This window comes from Thermogemmatispora carboxidivorans (assembly GCF_000702505.1).
In the GTDB taxonomy this organism is placed as follows: Bacteria; Chloroflexota; Ktedonobacteria; order Ktedonobacterales; family Ktedonobacteraceae; genus Thermogemmatispora; species Thermogemmatispora carboxidivorans.
On the sequence record NZ_JNIM01000001.1, the window covers coordinates 4970638 to 4993568 of the forward strand.

A 22931-nucleotide genomic window follows, 5' to 3' on the forward strand; every position below is an offset into this window, starting at 1 on the left:
GCTGCGAAGAGCAGGAATAGTCGATGTCGCTGCGGGATGCGCTCCTGGCGGGGCGCAGGTCAGGTGGAAGGATGAGCATGAGAGGCAGGGCACAGGCCCTACCTTCGACCAGGCTGACGCGAGAGCAAGGCCGAGAGGTTCCCTGGCTCCGGCGCTGCTTGCTGCTGGTTGGCTTGCTGCTGCTCTTGCTGGGGGCCGATGCTTGCTGCTATCGGGTCGCTTTGCCAGTAGAGGTGGTGAGCCAAGCGGGAACGACGACGCTGCTCGTGGGGAGCCAGCGTCTTTCTCTAGGCCACCTGGCGCCTCTGATAGGGCTGCGTTTGCCATCCCAGGACCCTGCGCTGCATGAGTACCAGATCGACGGTAGCGATAGTACCAATAACTTCACGCTCGACTCCTCGTATATTCATAGTATTTCCTCTTCATGGTACTATCGCTTTCAAAGCTGGATGCGCGACTTAGAGGGGAGTAGTCGCTGGCGCAATTTGGAGGTCTGGAGCGGTCAACATCTGATACGGGCCGTGGCCTGGCCTGCCTCCTCGACGACGGTGAGTCTGCCGGGGAGCACGACGCTGCGCCTGCATCTTGAGCTGCAACGACCGGAGACTCCACGCTCGCTGATTTTGATGACCGCCAGTGGCGGCATGCTGCAGATTACGCTAGATCGTAATAACCGCAGCCTCAGCCTGATCTGGCTGACCTCTGAACTGTCCTCTCAAGAGGAAACAGGGTCAGCGCAGCCTATGAGGGCCGTCTTTTTTCCGCTCGATGCCGCGCCCTTCGGGGCCGAGGTCATTGATACCCTGGTGCGCTCGCTGCTCTGGGCCACGGCTCTGCTGCTCCTGCTGACACTGGTCAGCGGCGCCTTGACGAGTATCAGCTTCTTCGGGTGCCAGTGGCTGGTTATCGCTCGGCGCCCACTTATCTCGCCACCCATGAGCCAGGAGCGCTCTGGCGGTGCTCACAGTCGGAAGCGGCCCTGGTTTACCTTCCGCGGAGCCAGCCGTAGCCACGTTCTGCCTGACGTTCTCACGGGCTGGTGGCGGCGCCTGACAACGGCGCTGCATCCATTGGCTCTGCTCGCCCTGATCGGCTCTTTGGGCTACACGCTCTGGATTGCGCGCGTCGAATACAATGGTCAGCCCCATATCTATGACGCCGCCGCCTACGTCTTCGCCGCCAAGATGTATGCTCAGGGACGGCTAGCGGTACCCCAGCCACCCACACCAGACCTTTTCCCTGGTCCCTTCATGGTCCAGTTCGCAGGTCGCTGGTTTGCCCAGTATCCTCCCGGCACCGCCCTCACGCTGGTGCCCGGCTTCTGGCTGGGCCTGCCTTACGCCGTCGAGCCGGTCCTGGGGACGTTCGCCCTGCTGGGGATCGGCCTCATCGCCGCGCGCCTCTACAACCGCACAGTCGCTACGCTAACCGTGGTGCTCGGGGTCTCTTCGCCGTTTTACAGTTATCTGGCGGCTTCCTATCTCAGTCACACCATCACGCTCTTCTATCTTGTCTGGGGTTTCTGGTCGCTGTTGCGCTTCCAGCAGGAGCACAAGCTCTGGGGGTTGCCTCTGGCGGCGCTCTGCTTCGGGCTGGCTTATCTGACGCGCGAGCAGGTGGCGCTGCTCTATATCGCTATGCTGGGTGGCGCCACCCTTTTTGTCGCCTGGCGGCGCTGGCGTCCCTGGCCGAGCTCCTGGCTGCGGGCCTTGCTCGCTTCCAGCCTGATCCTGTTGCTCTTCTTCACCCTTGATCTGCTGTTTAACCTGGCCCTGACGGGTGATCCGCTGATCACACCGCGCGAGTTGTTTTTCGCCGGTGACCGCTGGGGCTTTGGCCAGGGGATCGGCTTCTACGGCGTCCACACCCTGGCCACCGGCCTGGTCAATCTCGACGAGCAGCTGACCATTCTGGCTATCGACCTCTTCGGCTGGCCCTTCTATCTCACGCTGGCCTTGCCTCTGCTGCCTTTCGTCAGTGGCCGGAGTCATGCCACAGATTGGCTGCTGCTAGCCGGGACGGCGGCCATCGCCCTGGCCTTCGTGGGCTACTTTTACCACGGCATCTATCTGGGGCCACGCTATCTGTACGAGACGCTTCCTTTTCTGCTCATGCTGAGCGCCCGCGGCCTGGTAGCGCTGGCCCAGAGCGAGCAGGCCGTCGCCCGGCGTGTGAGGCAGGTTTTGCGGGGCCATTCAGCCAGCCGGGCCGCTCAGCCTCAGCATGAGACAGCTGTCTCCGCACCAACGACGATGGAGCAAAAGCCAACCGCCGGGTCATCCCTGGTCGGTCTGTCTGGCCAGGGCAGCCGGCTGACAGCCCTGCTCTTCGTCGCGCTGCTGGCCTGCAACGTGCTGTATTACACTCCGCGACAGATCAGCCTCTATCAGAACTACAGCGGGCTGCCAGCTGGAACGCAGATCGATCTGCAGGCCATTTACCAGCCCCCGGTGCATCACGCCATTGTCGTCACCAGCGACCTGGCACTCTACGACTTCGTCCTCTTCGCCCTCAACGATCCCCTTTTACAGCAGGGAGACATCATTTACGCCCGGGCCAGCGAGCCAGAGGAGTTCGCGCGTCTGCGGCGGGCCTTTCCGGGGCGTCCTCTCTACTTTCTGGAGATCGGCCCGCATGGCCAGGTCAACTACCTGCCTCTGTCTTGAGCCGCAAGCAGGCTAGAGCGAGAGACGCTGAAAGACCCGTTCCGGAATCAGGCGAATGATCAGCATCACCAGGCGCCAGTAGCCGGGCAAATAGGCCACCGGACGGCCCTGCTGCATGGCGCGGTAGACGCCGCGCCCAACGCGACGCGCGCTAGAGAAGAGGAGTCCTTTGCGCAAGTGAGCCGTCATCGGCGTATCGACCAGTCCTGGCTTAATGGTCACGACGGCCACGCCGTGCTTGGCCAGGCGAGCGCGCAGGCCCTGCAAGAAGATCGAGACCGCCCCTTTGGTAGCGCCATAGACATAGTTGCTGGGGCGCCCACGATCTCCTGCCACCGAAGAGAGCACCGCAATGCAGCCGCGCCCGCGCTGCTCAAAATAATTCGCGACCAGCGTCAGCAGAGCGATCACACTGAGGGCATTGGTTTGGAACTCGCGCAGCGTCTCCTCAACGCTCAGCTCGCACTTGCGCTGATCGCCAAGGGTGCCATGAGCGATGAGCAGGCCATCCAACCAGCCGAAGGCCGCCACGGCGGCGTCGAACATCTCCTGATGACGCGCCACATCGTTGACATCCAGAACGAAGGTTTCGACCCGCTGAGCCCCACGTACCTGCAGATCGGCGGCCACCGTCTCCAGTTTTGCCGGGTTGCGCCCGACCAGAAACAACTCGGCGCCCCGGGCCGCCATGCACTTCGCTGCCTCGTAGGCGATGGCCGAGGTCGCTCCAACAATCACAACTTTCTGCAACACCATAGTCAAACCTCTACCGTGGCAGACTGCTCCCGCGAAGGAACAAGGGCCATCCGTCGCCAGAAGCTGGATGAGAACTTTGGATCAATAGAGCGCATAAACTCCTCCCAGCGAGGGAAGAAGCGCTTGAAATCCTCACCGTGCATACGCGCATCTTTGGCCGGATAGAGTGCCCCGCCGCTCTCGCGTACCAGCGCATCCAGTTCATCAAAGAGGCGCAGCGTCTTCGGCCCCTGGTTGGCAAAATCCAGAGCCAGGGTCAGGCCCGGACGCGGGAAAGAGAGCAGGCCAGGCGAGCGCACGTCTCCAAACTTCTTCAGGACCGCCAGGAAGGAACCCTGACCGGAGCGGCTGATGCGCTGCAGGATCTCCTTCATGACATCGTAGCCCTGATCGTAAGGCACCACACACTGATATTGGAAGAAGCCGCGCGGTCCATACATGCGATTCCAGTCATGGATAGAATCCAGAGGATAAAAGAAGGGTTCATAGGGGACAACTTTAAAGACGCGCTTCTGCAGCTGCGAGTGATCATAGAGCGTATTGAAGGCTTTCAGCGTCAGCGTATTCAAGGTAAAAGAGGGCAGATCAACGGGCACAGCCAGTGGTAGCTTGCGCGGTAATGACTTGCGGGCATATTCGGGCGACTGATTATGATTGCCGCGCATAAAGATCCCCCGTCCGAGCTTGCTACCGCTCGCCAGGCAATCGACCCAGGCCACCGTATACTCATACTGCTCGTCGGATTCGGCACACAGCTCCATAAACTCTTCGAGCGAATCGTAGCGGATTCGCTCCATATCAATATAAGGATTGTGAATGCGCTTCAGGCGAAACTCGGCCCAGAGGATCAGGCCCGTCAGGCCGAGGCCGCCAATGGTCGCCTCAAACAGCTCACGATTCTCGGTCGGCGAGCAGATCAGACGCTCGCCATTCGAGCGCAGCAACTCGAAGCGCGTAATGTGGCAGCCGAAGGTTCCAGCCTTGTGATGGTTCTTACCGTGAATATCATTAGCGATGGCGCCACCCACTGATACAAATTTCGTGCCCGGAGAGACCGGCAGAAACCAGCCCCGAGGCACAATCAGGTCCAGAATCTCGGCCAGCGAGACCCCGGCCTCGCAGCGCAACAGGCCCTGTTCCTCATCAAAGGCCAGAAAACGCCGCAGGTGACTGACCGCCAGCACTGTTCCATTTTCGTTGAGGCAGCTATCGCCATAGCTACGGCCATAGCCGTAGGCCAGCAGCGGCCCGGGCAGGGTCCGCAGATCGGGTAGTTGATCACGCCAGTAGATCGGTATGACGCGCGCAGGCTTGACGCGCGGATAGCGCCCCCATGATTGCGGTATCGCTTGCGTGGAAAGCATCGCTTGTTTCCCCCACGTGGCGAAGTGAAGACTTCCACCTGTAGAACGGACAACGCTCCAAGAGAGCTACACGTTGGCTCGTTGGCAGGCTGACAGGCCGACAGCAAGAGGGAGCACACTCACTCACTGCACCGATGGGTAGCGAGGGAGAATGCAGCGGACAGCCAGAAGCCTTCCAGCCAATCAGGGCCATTGTACGTCATTATTCGCCGCTTTGCACGTCTCTGCCCCTTTCTGGCCCTCGTTTGCTATGCCGACGAGATGGTACAATGCTCTCCAGTCAAGAGCAGTCCGCCGTCCTGACCGGACCAGGCCGGGCGGCGACAAGAATTGGCCGAAAGGAGTCCACATGCAGAGATGCAGGCGGTAATCTTCGCCGGTGGAACGCTGCGCCCGAGCGTCCTGGTTGAGGAGGTCCTGCGCCAGGCGGATCTGGTTCTGGCGGCAGACGGCGGCGCTGAGAGCGCTCTTCGCCTGGGCCGGCAGCCAGCAGTTGTGCTGGGCGACCTGGATTCGCTCGCGCCTGCCCTGGCAGCTCAACTTGAGGCCGCCGGCTGCCGTTTTGTGCAAACGCCCACTGAGAAGAATGAGACCGATAGCGAGCTGGCGCTCCAGTACGCCCTTGAGCAAGGGGCGACGGCTGTGACCATTCTGGGCGCCTTGGGCGGGACACGCTGCGATCACGCCCTGGCAAACGTGCTGCTGCTGGCAGCCTATGATCAGGTGACAGTGCGTCTCGTCGATGGACCCTCCATCTGCTGGCTCCTGCGCGGCCCTGGGACCACGCAGGTCCGTGGTCAGACCGGCGACCTGGTCTCGCTGCTGCCGCTGGCAGGTGATGCGCAGGGCGTCTCTACCCAGGGACTGTACTATCCGCTGCACGGCGAGACGCTCGTCTTTGGCCGGCCCCGCGGCGTCAGCAACCAGCTAATCCAGCCGGAGGCCAGCATCGCCCTGGTCAGCGGCCAGCTATTGATCATCCACACGAGCAGCAGCCTCCTCTGATCCGGTCCAGGCCGCCGTCGGCAGCCAGCGGCCTGGAGACGCCCGCGCTCGCTCGCCTTACCGCCTGCTCAGCCATCTCCAGCTCCCGCGAGTATTAGCCGCTGCTGCTTACACTCCAGACACGCACGCTCTTCCCGCCCGCGGAAGCGAGCAGCCCGCCATCCAGTGACCAATCCACTGCCGCCACGCTCCCGTCCTGCTCTTGATGGGTGTAGAGTGGACTGTAAGCGGTTGCACTGGCCAGCCAGATGGTGGCCTGATTGCCGCTGCCAATCAGCAGCAGGCGACTATCCGGCGACCAGGCCAGGGCAGTGCAGGGGGACGCTGAGACGACCTGACCGCCCAGAAAGGCGCTGCCCTGGAGGCTGATCAAGACAACCTGGCCGTCGGCGCCGGCTCCCGCTAGCTGCGAGCCATCGGGCGACCAGGCCAGCGCCAGGAGAGCCACAGGCTGCCCGCTCACAACATCGAGTATGGTCTGACGCCCGTTCAGCGCCGCACTGCTCGTGTCCCACAGCAGTACATTGCCTTGCTCATCGGCAGAGGCCAGGGTGGTAGTCGCCGGCGACCAGCTCAGAGCGTTGATCGGCACACGGCTCCTGTCCAGGAGCAGCAAGCTGCGCGCGCCAGTGCTGGCATCCCACACCTGCACGCTGCCATCGACTCCCCCCGAGGCGAATACACCTATTGCGCTCCCCTTGACTGCCCGCACGGCGCCCCGATGGCCCCGATACACGAGCAGACGCCGCTGTCGTGCTACATCCCAGACCTGCACTGTGCCATCCTCGCTGCTCGAGGCCAGCACGCCGGTGCCAGGGAGCCAGGCGAGGGAGGTAATGGCCGCGCGATGATCATCATAGCGCAGCAGCAGCTCACCAGAGAGCGGTTCCCAGACGTGAACGGCATGTGCCAGATCACCGGAAGCCAGATACTGCCCGTCGCTGGAGAAGGCCAGGGCGCGAACGGGGGCCTGATGGCCGCTATAGCTCAGGGCCAGGTGCACGCTCACACGTGGGGATGCGAGCATACTGGCCGCTGGCAGGCGCGCAAAGACAGTCGGCGTCTGGAGGTTGGCTGAGGCCGGTATCAGGGGCAGGTCCAGCTCGCGCGCCCCAAAGATGCCTACCACAGCCCCCAGGACGAAAGGTCCGGCCATGAGCAACAGACGGCGTGGCAGCGTCGGAGCCGAAGGAGCGGCGGCGGCTGACGGCGCTGCAGATGAGAGCTGTGTTCGTGGCCGCCGGCGTTTCCCCTGGGCTGGAGATGGTTGCTGGCCTTGTCCGCGGCTGCGGGCTCGCTGGGTACGAGGAAGACGGCGGTGGATCAACTCAAGCTGGCGGCGTACTTCTGCCGCGCTGGCTGGCCGTTTTTGGGGGGAGATCTCTACCATCTGTGCCACCAGCTCATCGAGTTCAGGAGGGAGGGCCAGATCAAAGGAGCGCAGAGAGGCAAAGTGCAAAGGGGCCTCTGAGGGATCAACGCCCGTCAGCATCTGGTGAAGCGTGGCTCCCAGCCCATAGATATCGGCCTGGGGCGTGCTCTGGGCCCTGCCATACTGCTCGGGGGCCGCATAGCCAGGTGAACCCAGGGCGAGCGTATCGCGGCTCCGGCCCGGCTTGAAGCGGCGCGCAATGCCAAAGTCAATCAGACAGACTCGTCCGGAGACGCTATCCAGCATGATATTGGCCGGCTTCAGGTCGCGGAAGATAATAGGTACAGGGCGCGAATGCAAATATTCAAGAACCGTGCAGAGCTGAATGGCAATCTCCAGGGCCTCATCGAGAGGGAGGCGACCACCCCGACTGCGCTGCAGACGCTCCTCCAGCGTCTCGCCCTGGATGAATTCCATGACTAGATAGCAGCAATCCTGCTCGGTAAAATACTCGTAGACTTCCGGCAGGCTGGGATGGCGCAAGGTTGCCAGCAGCGAGGCCTCGCTGTAGAAGGCCGTGATCGTCTCAGCTGCCACCCGCGGCTCTAGATGGAAGGCGACGATCTCTTTGATGGCTACACGGCGCTCACCTTCATGCAGATCGCTGGCCTCATAGACCGCCCCCGAGCCGCCACGCCCCAAGATACGCAAAATGTGATAACGCTCCCGCAAGACCATCCCGGGCCAGAGCGGCACGAGCGAATGGCTGTCTACCGGCTGCGCTTCGGCATCAGACTCGATCTTGATGATAGCCGGCGCTTCCTGGGCCGACGAAGCGTCGACAGTGGCTGCTGGATCGGCAGCAGACGCGAGAGAGGCTTGACAGTGCCGGCAGACCTGGGTTCCCGAACTGTTGGCGGCCCCACAGGTCGGGCAAAAGGTGTAGTGGTCGGATGTTTGCATAACGGTGGTTCTTGACACCAAGGCTAGAGCAGCTTATCGAGCAGATAGATCCAGCATGGCAGGATATCCATCTATTTGATGAAACGAAGAGAGTGCGCTGAAGTATCGGCCTACGCCTGCCTTGCCTGCTCAGCCGCTCTGGCCGGTTGAGGAGAGCAGCACTGCAGTCCAGCCTCCACCCAAAAGCTCAACGGCCAACGGAGGAGCCGACCGGGCACGCTCTTCCGTTGGCCGCCACCTATCCCACTCGGGCCGGACTGGTAGCGCCAGGCGCTCAATCACTGAGACTGAGGCAGGTAGGCATTCGTATAGAGTGAGTCGAAGTTAAGCGAGCGTACGACCTGGCCGGCGCTATTCTTGATCTGGCCCGTATTCAAGATAAACTGAGGATACCCATGCCAGGGAGCGGAGTCCTGCCAGCCCCAGCGACGGCCTGAGTCAGCATAACGCGGACTCAAGAACTCCTGGCTGGCGTAGACGAGGCCGGGATCAGGAAAGGTGCCTTTGGGGGCCATAGTGAGCAACATCTGCGCCGCCTCGCGCGGGTGCTGACGAGCATACTCGTAGCCGCGCGCGGTCGCCGCCATGAAGCGGCGCAGCAGATCTGGCTCCGCCTTGATCTGGCTTGGCCCCGTAATCAACGTGGGGGTATAGTAATCGGGAATGCCATAGCTGGTCACCGGGAAGACATTCAGCTGCACCCCCTGGCGCTGAGCCTGAATGACCTCCCAGCCTTCAAAGACCCAGACAAAGTCGACGCGCCCCGTCTCCAGCGCCTGCATACTATCGACATCCAGTGTCACACTGCGAAACACCCCTTTGCCGCCGTCATGCTTGATAATGGCGCTCACCACCGCCGTCTCGTAAGGTGCCCCGAAGGCAGCGTAGACCTTGCCATCGAGATCGCGCGGACGCTTCAAACCAGATTTGGCCAGCGTCACCAGCGCCGAAGTATTGTGCTGGATAATAGCGGCAATTGAGACGACCGGCTGGCCGAGGGCTGCATCTGTGACCACACCCTCAGTCGAGCTAATGCCAACATCAGCCTTGCCGGTACTGACGAGCACATCGGGCGAGACGTTCGAAGAATACGGCAGGACCTCCAATCTGATCCCTTCCTGGGCATACCAGCCCTGGGCCAGGGCCACATAGATCCCCGTGTGATTGGTATTAGGCGTCCAGTCGAGGGCCAGCTTAACCGTCGTCAGGGGCCGGGCCGTGCCGGTGCCAGCGGGGCCAGTGCTGGTGCCAGAACCGGCGCCATGCTGCTGCCAGAGAAAGGCCCCTACGACCACCACAATGACCAGCAGCGGGATTACGATGCTTGCTGTCAAGCGCGTTCGGTTGCTCATGGGCGAGGCTTCCTTTCACGTCAAGTAAAGGCGACAACACAGCGTCTCAGCGCCGCGTGCGCGCCTGCGTAAAATACCAGGGAAGGGCCAGGCGCTCGCAGAGGGCCACCAGGCCAAAGAGGAGAATAGTCAGGACGACGGTAATCAGGACCGCCGCCAGGACATTGGCCATAGCAAAGGAGTTGGCCGAGGTCTCCATATAGAGACCCAGGCCCTTCTCGGCCCCAACGTACTCGCCGACAATGGCTCCTGTGACGCTGTAGGTGACGGCGATGCGCAGGCCCGAAAAGAAGGCTGGCAAGGCTCCCGGCAGGCGCACTAACCAGAGGATCTGCCAGCGCGAGGCGTGCATGCTCCGCAACACTTTGATCAGCTCCGGCTCGGCGCTCAGCAGCCCATCGGCGCAGGCCACGGCGATAGGGAAAAAGCAGTAGAGAATCACCAGCAAGACCTTGGGCAGCAGGCCGTAGCCGAACCAGACCAGCAGCAGCGGCGCCAGCGCCACCATTGGAATGGTCTGCGAGGTCAGCAGCAGCGGGTAGAGCGCGCGCCGTACCCAGGGAGAGAGGTCGAGCAGTACAGCAATGAGCAGGCCCAGGACCACTGAGATCGCCAGGCCGATCAGGGTCTCGACCAGCGTCTGTAAGGTATGCTCGTAGAGGAGGTCCCAATTGGTGACCAGCGCCTGCAGCATAGCCGTGGGCGCTGGCAGAATGAACGGACTCACCCGAGCAAGGCGTACATAGCTTTCCCAGAGCACGAGGAGCAGCGTGGCGAGAATAATGGCCGGTCCATAGCTGGCCAGCTTGCGCAGCGTATTCGTATTGAAGGCACCGCCGTTCATACTGTCTGCTCCTTCAGCAGCAAGCTGATCAATTCCTGTTCGAGGCTGGCCGCCGCGGGTGTGGCCAGCTGCTCTGGACGCCGCGGGCGCGGCAGCACCACCTCGACGACGCGCAGCACACGGGCCGGGCGAGCGCTGAAAACGTAGATACGGTCGGAGAGCAGGATGGCCTCCCGGACATCGTGGGTAATAAAGAGAATGCTGGCCTGGAGACTCTGCCACAGCTCCTGCAGCCACATCTGTAAAGAGAGGCGTGTCAGGGCATCAAGAGCGCCAAAAGGCTCGTCCAACAGAAGAAACGAGGGATGAAAAAGGACGGTACGCAGCAAAGCCACGCGCTGGCTCATCCCGCCGGAGAGCGAGGCCGGGTAGTGGTCGGCGAACTCGCTCAGGCCAAAGCGCTTGAGCAGCTCGCGGGCCTGTTCTCGCGCCAGCTTGCGCGGGACCCGGCGAATGTCCAGGCCCAGCATGACATTCTCTTCGACGGTTCGCCAGGGCAGGAGCAGCGGCTGCTGCGGCATATAGCCCGTCTTGCCGGCGCGCTCGCCATTGACCTCGCCATCCAGAAGAATGGTGCCGCCGGTCGGTTCCTCGACTCCGGCAATGATATTAAACAGGGTACTTTTGCCACAGCCGCTGGGGCCAATGATGGTCACAAACTCGCCCACGTCTACCGTCAGATCGATGCCAGCCAGTGCCTCCACGCTCTGTCTCCCGGCCCGGTAGCCGTGCGTGACCCCCTTAAGCTGCAATTTGGGCGAAGGCATCGCTGTTGCTCCACGATCGGTCACTAACAAGATCAGATCTGCGCGTCTGGGTAGATAGCCGCGCAGAGCAGAATGGTATGCTGAAAGGGGCCGATACAGCCACTCTCGGGAGAGGAACCCAAAGCAGAGGGAGGAAGCGCAAAGTAGAGCAGAGCGGGTCTGGCAGGAATGGCTCGCCCCTTTGCCCTCGGCTCAGCTCAGAGCTGGCAGCGAGCAATCTCTTCAGCGGGGAAAGAGGCCGCCACGCGCTACCAACTCATCTCGTAGTGACGCTCAGCAGATGCCGTGGTAGCTTTTGCTTGCGTATCGACAATCGGCGATCATGGGCCTCTGGTGCGTGGCGATGAGGCAGAGCTGCTGCTCATACGCATCCCCCTCGCTGGGCTGGCTCGCTCAGGACTGCTGCACTTCTTGCGAGCGCCGAGGGCGGATGCGCTCGCCGCTTCCCTCCGCTGGTATTACCCAGATCAGGTTTTCAGGGTCGGCAAACCATCCATCGATGGCCGCCCTCTCAGCCTGGAACGGCTCCCCTAGCAGCGCCATTAGATAGAGTGACAGTACAGGACAGACAACGCTGTACTTGACGATTCCTGAGATCAAAACTGTGCAGGCGCCGCGCCGCGCTCCCGATTTGACCGCTTGCTCGCCAGCCCCTGCACCGCTATTATAGCCCATAAGCGCGACCGCTGTGAAGTGAGTGCGCTCCAGGCCAGCGAGGTAGAGTGCAGTCGGAAGCAGAGCAGGCCGGCCCGACCTGGCCCTGACCGGGTCAATGCTCTCTCCCCCTTGCCACCAGGCAGCTTCTGCCAGATACTCACTCCAGCGGCGATGGACGTGTTAGAATAAGACTACCTACCCCTGCCGGGCACTAGCCGAGCGTGCGAGCCTGACACAGCAGCGTGGTGCCACGCGAGCAGATACCCTGGCCGAGACAAGGAAGGAAGGCGTCGGCCATGATCACGCTCCACTCACCACCCAGTCAGGCTGCTGGTACAGTGCCCGAGAGAGATCAGAGTGCAGAGAAGAGGACAGAAGAGAGGAGAGCGGAGGCATGTCCGGCAGACTCGGCCTTGAATTGCTTATTATTTTCCTGTTAATGGTCGCCAACGGCTTCTTTGCGGCTTCAGAGATTGCCACCGTTTCGGCGCGGCGTGGCAGGCTTCAGCAGCAGGCGCAGGCTGGGAAGCAACGGGCCCGACAGGCGCTGGAGCTGGCCGAGGAACCGGATCGCTTTCTCGCGACCGTCCAGGTAGGCATTACACTCATCAGCACCCTGGCAGCAGCCTTCAGCGGCGCCAGCCTGAGCGGTCCCCTGGCAGACTGGCTGCGCACGCTGCCGGTTGTCGGCGCCTACGCTGACAGCCTGGCGCTGGCCATCGATGTCCTGCTGATCACCTACTTCACACTGGTCATCGGCGAGCTGGCCCCCAAGCGCCTGGCTTTGCAGCACGCCGAAAGCGTGGCCAGCGCCGCCGCTCCCATCATGACCCTGCTGTCACGTCTCGCCCGCCCCATTGTCGGTCTGCTCACCCTCTCCACCAACCTCCTGCTGCGCCTGCTCGGCCAACGCACCGAGGCCCAGCCAGAGGTCACAGAAGAAGATATTGTCTACCTGACCCATGAAGGCTTCACCAGTGGAGCAGTCGAGCGCGAAGAGGAGGAGTTTATTCGCCGTGTCCTCCACTTTGCGGATCGCACCGTGCGCGAGGTGATGCGCCCGCGCAGCGAAGTTGTGGCCATTGAAGCCAGCGCTTCTCTCGAAGAGGTAGCACGTGTCTTCCGCGAGAGCGGCTACAGCCGCCTACCGGTCTACCGCGACACGATCGATAACGTTCTCGGTATCCTGCACGCCAAAGATCTGCTCTACATGCTGACTGGCAGCACCAGCCGCGACTATCTACGCCTGTTGCGCACACCGATCTTTGCTCTGGAGCAGCAGCACCTGGATGATTTGCTGCGCCGCTTCAAGCGCGAGCGGGCCCAGATTGCCATAGTCATCGACGAATACAGCCAGATGAGCGGCCTGGTCACGATGGAGGACCTGCTAGAGGAGTTGGTGGGCGAGATTCAGGACGAGTACGATGTGGACGAGGAGCGCAGCGTTGTGCAGCGAGAAGATGGCTCATGGCTGGTCGATGGCCTGGAGAGCTACGAGACCGTTCGCGAACAGATCGGACTGCCGCCCATCCCCGAGGAAGAGCGGGGCCTGTACAGCAGCATCGCCGGTCTGGTGCAGGCTCACCTCGATCGCATTCCCCACGAAGGAGACCGGCTGACGCTGGGCAATTTTGAGCTGGAAGTGATTGATATGGATGGCCGGCGCGTCGATAAGGTGCTGATCCACCAGCGACAGCCAGACGAGCAGGCCCACCCAGACGAGCAAGAGACCTCCGCCTGAAGCAGGCTCCTGATCCCACCCACCAGCGCCCTCCGCGCCGGCGAGTAGCTGCTCTCGAACTGGCGAGCACAGCCAGCCAGAGAGCGCCAGTCGTCACTGGCTCGCCGGCGCTTGCGAGAGCTGGTCAGCGTCCAAAAATACGAGAGCAACTAGCTGAGGGAGAGCACCAGTTTCCCAAAGTTACGATTCTCTCCCATCTGGCGATGGGCCTCGGCAATCTCCTCCAGCGGATAGACACGCTCAATGACTGGTCTGACCTTACCGTTTGCCAACAAAGGCAGGACCGAGGTGGCAAAGCGGCGCGTGACCGTCAGCTTCTCCTCCAGGCTGCGCGCGCGCAAGGTTGAGCCGCGAATCTGCAAGCGTTTGGCCATCAGCAGCCCGAGATTGATCTCGGCCTGAGCCCCGCCCATCGTGGCCAGAATGACCATGCGGCCCCAGGGAGCGAGGGCCTCCATATTCTGGGCCAGGTAAGCGGAGCCAACGAAGTCCAGCACCACCTGCACGCCCTGCCCTCCCGTCAAACGCTGCACCTCAGCAGCGAAATTCTGAGCAGAGAGGGCGTGGTCCAGCCCCAGCTCACGAGCCTGCTCCAGCTTGGCCGCCGTGCGCGCAGTGCCGAAAGTCACAGCTCCAGCAGCATGGGCCAACTGAATGGCCGCTGTGCCCACACCGCTGCCGGCGGCATGGATCAGGACGCGCTCGCCCATTTGCAGGCCCGCCTGCGTAAAGAGGGCATCGTGAGCGGTCATGAAGACCTCGGGAACACCCGCCGCCTGTACAAAGTCGAGATTGTCGGGGATTTCTACCAGCAATCCTTCATGGACAACGATGTACTCGGCCTGGGCCCCTCCTCCGGCCAGACCCATCACGCGCTGCCCCAGGCGCCAACGGCGGGCCAGCGGCCCCAGGGCATCCACGGTTCCCGCAAACTCCAGCCCGGGAATATCGGGAGGCACATCAGGAGGCGCCGGATAGCCACCCGCCCGCTGTAGCAAATCGGCCCGATTGAGGCCAGCGGCATGAACACGCACACGCACCTGATCGCCCTGGGGCTCCGGCGTCGGCACCTCGCGAACGGCCAGGACCTCGGGTCCTCCTGGACGAGTGATCACAACTGCTCGCATCGAAACTGTTCCTCCATTCCATCAGCAGATTCCATTTCAGACTCGGGCCGCAGGCTGCTTGCTTGCAGCCCGTGCTCTCTTCCTTCCTTTAACCTTATCACATTTCTCCCCAGGCCGCGGCAGTGGGGTAGGTCCCGATCCAGGAGCCGGGAGCGTAGGCGCGCTGTAGAGGCTATGATATAATGGCCCCAAGAATCGGTAGTCCGCCCAGTCCACCAATCGGTCGAGACGAGAGAGCAAGAGATCACCCACTAGCGGTAGGAGATATAGGCAGAGGAGAGGACGCAGCTTCTATGTTCACCCTTAGCGACATTCGTCAGGCTTGTGGCGACAGCGCTCGCTTCTACGGTCTGGCCTCCGAGGAAACGGAGCGCCACTTCCCAGCAGCCCATCACGATAGCCGTCAGATCGCTCCCGGGGACCTGTTCATTGCCCTCAAGGGCCAGCATGTCGACGGCCATCGCTTCATTCCCGATGTCGCGAGTCAAGGGGCCGGCGGTGCCCTCTGCAGCCAACCCGCCGAGGACGTCCCCTCGTCCTTCTTGCAGATCGTCGTCCCCGACGTCCTTCAGGCCCTGCACGCCATCGCCCGCCAGCGTGCCCACCGCCAGCCAGGCACAACCTTCATCGGTATCACCGGTAGTAACGGCAAAACCAGCACAAAGGAAGCTATCGCCGCCGTTCTTAGCAGGCAGGCGCCGACCCACAAAACCTTCGCCTCCTATAATAACGAGATCGGCTATCCTCTGACGCTACTGCGGCTGGAGCCGCAGCACCGCTACGCCGTACTCGAAATGGGGGCCCAGTGGGTAGGAGAGCTGGCCTGGCTCTGCAGGACCATCGCCCGCCCACAGTGGTCGGTCATTACCAACGTTGGCAGCGCGCACCTCGAATTCTTCAAATCGGTCGAGGGTATTGTCCAGGCCAAAGGGGAACTTGTCGAGGCCCTGCCTCCCGATGGCATCGCCTTCCTCAACTACGACGATCCCCGCGTACGCGGCATGGCTGCCCGCACCCAGGCGCGCGTCGTCTACTACGGCACCGCCGAGCAGGCCGAGGTACGAGCCATTCCTGATGGCGGTGACCCACTGCGCGGGCGGCACTTTCTCCTGAGCTATCACGGCGAACAGTGTCCGGTTCAGCTACACATTCCTGGGGACCACGGCATCTACATCGCCCTCGCAGCGGCGGCGGTTGGCTGCGCCGCGGGCTTGCCCCTGACCGAAATTCGCGCCGCTCTGGAGTCGCTGGCGCCGGTTAAAGGACGCGGCGAAATCAAGCCAGGGCCAAACGGCAGCACCCTCATTGACGACAGCTACAATGCCAGCGCAGAATCGATCATCGCCATCGCGCGCGCCATGCAGGCCACGCCAGTCGAGGAAGGAGGCCGGCGCTGGGCCGTGCTGGGCGATATCTTCGAGCTAGGCCCCTATGCCGAGCGCGAGCATCGGCGGGCCGGCGAGGCCCTTGGCAGCCTTGTGGACTACGTCGTGGCCATTGGTGATCAGGCCCGCCACTACGCTGAGGGAGCCAGAGCCGCCGGTCTACCGCCGGAGCGCACCCACTATTTCCCGGCTGACCCGTACGACCGTGGCGCCCTGGAAGAGGCCAAGCGCGCCGCAGCAGCTCTGCTGGTGGCGGAGGTCCAACCTGCCGACCTGGTTCTGCTCAAAGGCTCTCGCGGCATGGCGATGGAAACCATGCTCAACCTGTGGCCAGCTGAGCCAGAGGCCTCTGCCGGGCAGGCAGGCGGCCCACAATAAGAGGGAAGAGAGGAAGGAGAGATCAACAAAAATGCAGAGCGAGCAGCATCCCCAACAAGAGGCACGCAAACTGCGCGTCGGGGTCATCTTCGGTGGTCGCTCGGGCGAACACGAAGTCTCCATCGCCTCCGCCACCTCCATCATCGGGCACCTCGATCCCAACAAATATGAGGTCGTACCCATTGCCATCACCCAGGAAGGGCGCTGGCTGCTCGGAGCCGATCCGCAGCGTCTGCTTGCTGCCGAAAGAGGGCAAGGGGAGCAGGTCCTCAGCGAGAGCCTGGCAGTGACCTTGCCTGGTGATCCGACTGTGGGACACCTGGTGCCGCTGAACCAGCCCGAGAACGTCGGGCAGTCCCTGGAAGCAGGCCGGGTAGACGTCATCTTTCCGGTGTTGCACGGCACCTATGGCGAAGACGGCACCCTGCAGGGCCTGCTCGACATGGCCGGTGTGCCCTACGTTGGGTGCGGCGTTCTTGGCTCCGCCCTGGGCATGGACAAAGAAAAAATGAAGATGATCTTCCAGGCCCGCGGCCTCCCCAGCGCCGACTACCTGGTCTACCGTCGCCACGACTGGGAGCGTGACCCCGCTCCTATCCTCGCAGCCGTGGAGGCCCAGCTTGGCTATCCCTGCTTCGTCAAGCCGGTTAACCTCGGCTCCAGCGTTGGCATCAGCAAAGCCCACAACCGCGAGGAGCTGGAGCAGGCCATTGCCTTCGCCGCTGAATACGATCGCAAGATCATCGTCGAGCGCGGCATTGACTGCCGCGAGTTGGAATGCGCCGTTCTGGGGAATGACGAGCCGCTGGCCTCAGTTGTAGGCGAAATCATCCCCAGCAACGAATTCTACGACTATCGCGCCAAGTACATCGACAACCGCTCGCAGATTGTCATACCCGCAGACCTACCACAGGAGACCGCCGAGCAGGTACGGCGCCAGGCCGTTCAGGCTTTTCTGGCCCTTGACCTGAGCGGTCTGGCGCGCGTCGACTTCTTTCTGGAGAAGGCCAGCGGGCAGCTTTACATTAACGAAGTCAACACCATGCCCGGCTTCACCACCATCAGCATGTACCCGAAGCTCTGGCAGGCCAGCGGCCTTCCCTACGAGCAGCTCCTCGACCGCCTGATCGAGCTAGCCCTGGAGCGCCACACCGATCGGCAGCGCAACCGTACCCGGCTCCAGCTCTAGCCAGGAAGGCAGACGGCCCAGAGGTCAGCATCATCACATCAGCAAGCAGAGCAGAGAAAAGCAGGAGACAGAGAAAGCATCATGGCCCACATCCATCACCGACGCACCACTCGCACCACCATCGCCGCCGTCAGCGTTGAGCCGCTCAACATTCCCTTGCTGGAGCCATTCACCATTGCCACTGGTAGCACCAGCGAGGCGCGCAACGTTCTGATTACTGTCACGCTGGAAGACGGCAGTGTCGGCTACGGCGAGGCCGCGCCCTTCCTGCCGAGTCTGGGCGAAGACCAGAATACGGCGCTGGCCGCCGCTCAGAGCTGCGCCGCCCTGCTGCAGGGCAAAGACGCCGCTCACTGGCGCAGCCTGGCCCGCCTCTTACGCAGCCTCTATTTCAGCCAGTCTTCCGTCTGCGCCGGCTTCGAAATGGCCCTCCTTGACGCCCTGACACACTCCTACGGCCTACCGCTCTACGCCTTCTTTGGCGGAGCCAGCAATGCCGTCGAGACCGACCTCAGCATTCCCCTGGTCGAGCCTGAGCACGCCTACGAGCTGGCGCGGTCCGCTGTCGAACGCGGCATTCGCATCATCAAGATCAAGGTCGGCAGCGACGTCCGCGAAGATGTTGCGCGAGTCGAGGCGGTGCGCGAGGCCGCACCCAACGTAGGTCTGACCCTGGACGCCAACCAGGGCTACACACCAGCCGAAGCCCTGCTCTGTCTGGAAGCCCTCGACGAGCGCGACATCCGCCCGCTGCTGCTCGAACAGCCGGTCCCCAAAGACGACTACGAGGGCCTGCGCTACGTCACCCAGCATAGCCGCGTCCCGGTCGCCGCGGACGAGAGCGCCTATAGCGCCGCCAACGTCGCCCACCTCATTGCAATGGGGGCAGTCAACGTTGTCAACATCAAGCTCATGAAAAGCGGCATCGTCGAAGCCCTCGACATCGCCGCCGTCTGTCGGGCCACCCACACGCAGCTCATGATTGGCGCCATGATGGAGTCGCGCCTGGCCATCAGCGCTGCCGCCCATTTCGTTGCTGGCCTGGGCGGTTTCCGCTTCATCGACCTCGACACCCCCATGTTACTGGCAGCCGACCCCTTCAGCGGTGGCTATGAGCAGCGGGGAGGCCTTTACGATCTCTCGGGTGTCGAGAGCGGCCTGGGCATCAGCCGGCAGCAGAGCGACGGGCACAGCTAGCGATAGGCAGCCGCCTGCAGATTGAACAGCTCCGCATAGCGCCCCTCACGCGCCATCAGCTCCTCGTGGCTGCCCTGTTCAATGACCTCGCCCTGTTCCAGGACCAGAATATGGTCGGCGACACGTACCGTCGAGAAGCGGTGCGAGATAAAGATGGCCATGCGCCCGCGGGTCAATTCGCGCATGCGCGCAAACAGATCATGCTCGGCCTGGGCATCCAGCGCCGAGGTCGGCTCATCGAGAATGAGAATCTGGGCCTCGCGCATGAAGCCGCGGGCCAGGGCCATTTTCTGCCACTCGCCGCCCGAGAGATGGTGGCCCTCCTCGAACCAGCGTCCCAGCATCGTCTCGTAGCCCTGCGGCAGACGGGCGATCACCTCGTCGGCCCCACTCTTCTGGGCCGCCGTCGTGATCCGTGCTCGATCCTCAATGAGGTCAACCTGGCTGATGCCGATATTCTCGCGAGCCAGCAGCTGGTACTGTACAAAATCCTGGAAAATGATGCCGATCTCGCGGCGCAGCTCGTCGGGATCGTATTCGCGAATATCGTGACCATTGACCAGGATCTGGCCCTCCTGGGGATCGTAGAGACGCGCCAGCAACTTGACCAGGGTGGTCTTGCCAGCCCCATTGCGCCCGACGATGGCCAGGGTCTGGCCAGCCTCCAGCTTAAAGTTCACGTTGTGCAGCGCCGGCTCCTGCCGTCCCTCATAGCAGAACGTCACGTTGCGGAACTCGATGCCGTGCGTAAATGGGCGCTCCAGTGGTATAGGATTGGCCGGGCGCGGCATCTCGGGGCGCAGGGCCAGCACCTCAAAGAGCGTGCCCAGATACAAATTATGCTCATACATCGATGAGAAGCCACCCAGAATACTTTGAAAGTTATTCTGCACTGAGTTAGCGGCCTGGGTATAGAGCGTCAAGTCGCCGATCGAGACACGTCCATAGATGGCCTGGATGGCCACATAGAGAAAGGTGCCGCTGCTCACCAGGGTCGTCAGTGTTCCCCAGCCGAAACCGGCAAGATAGCGTCGTACCACCAGGCGGCGCTCTTCGCTGAGGAAGCGCTCGGCGAACTGCTTAAAGCGTTCGATAAAGAAAGGTCCCAGGTTGAAGATCTTAATCTCCTTCTGATAGGAGTCGGTGGTCAGCAGGTTGACCAGATAGACTTGCATGCGTCGCTCCTGGGACTGGCGCCGTCTGAGCCGAAAGCCGCGCCAGCCGTAGCGCGCGTCGGCGATAAAGGCAGGTATCGGAGCCACGAGGGCGATGACGGCCAGCCACCACTCCAGCCGCACCAGCAAGACGATCATCGAGCCAAAGGTGAGAGCGTTGCGCAGCAGGGAAAAGGTGCCAGAGATCATCATCACCGGGCGCAGCATGGCCTCTTGCTGCACCTGCTGCAGCTTATCGTAGAATTCGGAGCGCTCGAAAAAGGCCATATCGAGCGTATGAGCATGCGCGATCAGCAGGTACTGGACGCGGCTGGCCGTTTCATCCTGGAGAATCTGCTGAAACGTATTGCTCAGCGTACTTAGCAGGCTCATCAGGAGGTTGAGCAGCAGCTGCAGCCCGGCCAGGATAGCGATCAGGCGCAGATAGTAGTTAGCGCGCGCGCTCTCCCTGATGGCCATGACGACAGCATCCAGCAGGAGCTTGTTGAGATAGATAGTCGAAGCTGGCACGAAGGCCAGCAGCAGCGTGGTTAGGCCCAGGCCCAGAGTCAGCCAGGGGTTGGTCTCCCAGACCAGGCGCAGAGAGCGTGCCAGGCCGGTCAAGGCCCCTGGCACGCTCCGCACAAAGCGGACGAGACGTTCTTTCCATGAGAGATTTTCTTCGCTCTCGTTCTGCCGCCTGAAAGGTGATGGTCTACTCCGTGTATTCGACTGATAGAGCATATTCCCCTACAGCGTTGATTTAATGTATTGCGCTGCCCTATGGGCCAGCGCCATGATCGAGAGCATCGGATTGACGCCGGAGGGCGAGGGGAAGACGCTACCATCGCAGACAAAGAGGCCGCGCACACCATGCACCTCATGATTGCCATCGACCACAGCCTGTCGTGGGTCGCTGCCCAGACGACAGGTGCCCATCTGGTGGGCCGTGAAGACCATGAGGCGATTGGGGGCCAGACCGTGGCGCTCAAGCTGGCGCTCGAACTCATGGAACTGTCGTTCATCGAGCGTGCCATCGGCGGCGCGATCGATGCGCGTGCGCCGCGTATGCAGCGAGAGCACAGAGCGAGCGCCGGCGGCGAAATGCACGCGCGCGGCCTGGGCTATGCCGTGCAGCAAGTGGCGGCGATCGTAGACCGAGACCACATAATCGATGACTGGCTCGCCATCTTTGCCGACAGTGACGCGGCCCTCTCCGCGATCGCGGGTCAGGACGATGAAGGCCGCCACGTAGGGAGCCTGCAGCAGCTCGCGGCGGTAGTCGCGTGCCGACCACCAGGGCAGGGCCACGCCGAGCATCCCCGGATGCACGGGAGCGGTCTCCAGCTTGTAGCCGTAGGTGCCGTCCAGATGGCCGAACTGGTTACTGTAGGCCGACTGCAGGACCCCTTTCCAGGGGTAAATCTTGTCAGGATAGAGGCCAGCCACCACCGCCGTCGGGTGCAGATAGAGATGGCGCCCAATGTGGGGATTGCTCAAGCCCGAGCGCAGCAAGAGAGCCGGCGAGTGAATGGAGCCCGCGGCCACAATCACCGCCCGCGCTCGCACGGTCAGGCGGCTGAGACGCCCACTCAGGGGATCACGCACGTTCGCCACGACGCCGACGGCGCGCCCCTGCTCGATCAGCACGCGATCGGCGCTGCAGTTCACAATAATGCGGGCACCAGCCTCAAAAGCATCTTGCAAATAGGTGGCGAGCGTCGATCGCTTGCAGCCATAGCGGCAGCCGAAACAACAGGTGCCACAGCGTTGGTTACAGCCGACAGCATTGCGGCGCAGCACGCCTGTATGGTAGCCCAGGGCAGCGCAGCCATCGGCCAGGACCTGATTCTGCCGATTGTGAGCGCTGTTCTCCAGGTTGACGCCGATGCGCTCCTCGACGGCAGCGAAACTGTCCTGCAGGCTCTTGCCCGTCAGCTCGGTCACGCCTGATTGCCTTGCCCACTCATCCAGAATGTCCTCGGGGGTTCTGAAGGAGGTCATCCAGTTGACAACCGTGCCCCCTCCAAGCGTACTCCCTGCGAGGACGGTGATGCCGAGGTCGCGCGAGGTCAGGAGGCCACGCTGCAGGTAGAGTTCGGTCATCCCTCGCCCTTCCTCAACGGGAAAGGTCTCTTCATTATAACATCCCCCTTTTTCAAGGACCACCACGCTCTTGCCTGCGCGAGCCAGCTCCCCGGCTACCACGCCTCCACCGGCCCCGGAACCGATGACGACGGCGTCGGCCTCCAGAGTGGTGTCGCTTTCGATAGGGAAAGGCTGCAGGGCACGCGCCACGGTCGCCGGCGGGTCCTGGGGTGGCGTGTAATCCAGCACCTCCCAGTTGGGATTGCGACCTCGCTCATCGAGAGCTGCAAAGAAGATGAAGCCCGCCAGCCGCTTCATGGCCTGGAAGCCCTGGCGCAGCAGGCCAAGTGGACTGTTGGCCAGGGCCAGGAGATAGCGCTCGCGCAGCTCCTGGGGCAGGCGCGCGAATGGCTGCGGTCTGCCAACCAAGAGCAGGGAGGTGAGCGGACTGCCGAGAAGAGTGAGAAGCTGGTGAATCTGCCCTTTGCGCTCTTCTCCTTCCAGGGCCAGCATCTCGGCCATGCGCTGGGCCACCTGGAGGTCAGCGGCCCGCCGTCGGTAGTAGGCGGCTTCTTCGGCACTCACGCCGGGGGGCGGCTCCAGCGAGGGGAGCAGGGTATCACAGATGGCTTCCAGAATGGCGAACTCGGCAGGCGAGAGCCACGCCGCTCCCGGACTCTGACGCTGCACGATAGGTGATAGCACAGTGGAGGAGATGGTCATTGAGCTACCTCCTTCTTTTGCTCAATACACTGGATCATGCCAACGTCGCATGATTTTGGGCAAAGCAATGCAGCCACAGTGCAGAGCTGACATATTTCTATAGTGTAGGTAAGTATAGCATAATCCGACTTGCTCTTCAGGCATCTCTGTGACGCCTCGCACCGCTTCCCAAGCCCCTTCAGGGCCTCTTAGAAAAGCTGACT

Annotated in this window: 15 protein-coding genes and 1 riboswitch; of the genes, 6 read left to right on the forward strand and 9 right to left on the reverse strand. The window is 62.3% G+C overall.

Annotated elements, in window-relative coordinates:
- Positions 1 to 77: 77 nt before the first annotated feature.
- The gene (locus tag N688_RS19645) at positions 78 to 2666 is read left to right on the forward strand and encodes an ArnT family glycosyltransferase (protein ID WP_052890865.1); all 2589 of its coding nucleotides are present in this window, start codon (positions 78 to 80) and stop codon (positions 2664 to 2666) included.
- A gap of 12 nt (positions 2667 to 2678) precedes the next feature.
- Here the strand turns inward: N688_RS19645 and N688_RS19650 are convergent, their stop codons facing one another.
- Together N688_RS19650 and N688_RS19655 are read right to left on the reverse strand one after the other, a co-directional pair.
- Complete coding sequence (locus N688_RS19650) at positions 2679 to 3416, reverse strand: SDR family oxidoreductase (RefSeq protein WP_052891566.1); 738 nt, start codon at positions 3414 to 3416, stop codon at positions 2679 to 2681.
- An 8-nt stretch (positions 3417 to 3424) separates the two neighbouring features.
- Positions 3425 to 4786 (reverse strand): FAD-binding oxidoreductase, encoded by a 1362-nt coding sequence (locus N688_RS19655; RefSeq protein ID WP_052890866.1) that lies wholly within the window; start codon positions 4784 to 4786, stop codon positions 3425 to 3427.
- A 357-nt stretch (positions 4787 to 5143) separates the two neighbouring features.
- On the opposite strand from N688_RS19655, the gene N688_RS19660 reads away from it, so the two are divergent.
- Positions 5144 to 5791, forward strand: coding sequence for a thiamine diphosphokinase (locus N688_RS19660; RefSeq protein ID WP_052890867.1), 648 nt, complete (start codon positions 5144 to 5146; stop codon positions 5789 to 5791).
- A 94-nt stretch (positions 5792 to 5885) separates the two neighbouring features.
- On the opposite strand, the gene N688_RS19665 is transcribed toward N688_RS19660, so the two are convergent.
- The 4 genes from N688_RS19665 to N688_RS19680 form a co-directional block, all read right to left on the reverse strand.
- Positions 5886 to 8126 carry a WD40 repeat domain-containing serine/threonine protein kinase gene (locus tag N688_RS19665; RefSeq protein ID WP_052890868.1) on the reverse strand — a complete coding sequence of 747 codons (2241 nt, stop codon included), beginning with the start codon at positions 8124 to 8126 and terminating at the stop codon, positions 5886 to 5888.
- A gap of 278 nt (positions 8127 to 8404) precedes the next feature.
- Complete coding sequence (locus N688_RS19670; protein WP_052890869.1) at positions 8405 to 9478, reverse strand: ABC transporter substrate-binding protein; 1074 nt, start codon at positions 9476 to 9478, stop codon at positions 8405 to 8407.
- A 46-nt stretch (positions 9479 to 9524) separates the two neighbouring features.
- Entirely contained in the window at positions 9525 to 10322 is a 798-nt protein-coding gene (locus N688_RS19675; RefSeq protein WP_052890870.1) for an ABC transporter permease, read from the reverse strand.
- Complete coding sequence (locus N688_RS19680; RefSeq protein ID WP_052890871.1) at positions 10319 to 11089, reverse strand: ABC transporter ATP-binding protein; 771 nt, start codon at positions 11087 to 11089, stop codon at positions 10319 to 10321. Before N688_RS19680 ends, N688_RS19675 begins: the two co-directional genes overlap by 4 nt.
- 427 nt (positions 11090 to 11516) lie before the next feature.
- Positions 11517 to 11631: riboswitch (TPP riboswitch) on the reverse strand.
- 509 nt (positions 11632 to 12140) lie between these two features.
- Here N688_RS19680 and N688_RS19690 point away from each other — a divergent pair.
- Positions 12141 to 13487: a hemolysin family protein gene (locus N688_RS19690; RefSeq protein ID WP_052890873.1), complete on the forward strand. Its 1347-nt coding sequence runs from the start codon at positions 12141 to 12143 to the stop codon at positions 13485 to 13487.
- Positions 13488 to 13636: 149 nt separating this feature from the next.
- On the opposite strand, the gene N688_RS19695 is transcribed toward N688_RS19690, so the two are convergent.
- Complete coding sequence (locus N688_RS19695) at positions 13637 to 14614, reverse strand: NAD(P)H-quinone oxidoreductase (protein ID WP_052890874.1); 978 nt, start codon at positions 14612 to 14614, stop codon at positions 13637 to 13639.
- A gap of 293 nt (positions 14615 to 14907) precedes the next feature.
- Here N688_RS19695 and N688_RS19700 point away from each other — a divergent pair, with 293 nt between their 5' ends.
- The 3 genes from N688_RS19700 (at position 14908) to N688_RS19710 (ending at position 18763) form a co-directional block, all read left to right on the forward strand.
- Positions 14908 to 16377, forward strand: a complete 1470-nt coding sequence (locus N688_RS19700) for a UDP-N-acetylmuramoyl-tripeptide--D-alanyl-D-alanine ligase (protein WP_052890875.1) — start codon at positions 14908 to 14910, stop codon at positions 16375 to 16377.
- Positions 16378 to 16408: 31 nt separating this feature from the next.
- Positions 16409 to 17566 (forward strand): D-alanine--D-alanine ligase, encoded by a 1158-nt coding sequence (locus N688_RS19705; protein ID WP_052890876.1) that lies wholly within the window; start codon positions 16409 to 16411, stop codon positions 17564 to 17566.
- A gap of 81 nt (positions 17567 to 17647) precedes the next feature.
- Positions 17648 to 18763, forward strand: a complete 1116-nt coding sequence (locus tag N688_RS19710) for a dipeptide epimerase (protein ID WP_052890877.1) — start codon at positions 17648 to 17650, stop codon at positions 18761 to 18763.
- On the opposite strand, the gene N688_RS19715 is transcribed toward N688_RS19710, so the two are convergent.
- A complete protein-coding gene (locus N688_RS19715; RefSeq protein ID WP_052890878.1) occupies positions 18760 to 20562 on the reverse strand; it encodes an ABC transporter ATP-binding protein in 1803 nt (600 codons plus the stop codon). The two genes, N688_RS19710 and N688_RS19715, sit on opposite strands and share 4 nt — an antisense overlap.
- 105 nt (positions 20563 to 20667) lie before the next feature.
- On the reverse strand, positions 20668 to 22728 hold the full coding sequence (locus N688_RS19720; protein ID WP_052890879.1) for a GMC family oxidoreductase: 2061 nt from the start codon (positions 22726 to 22728) through the stop codon (positions 20668 to 20670).
- Positions 22729 to 22931: the final 203 nt, after the last annotated feature.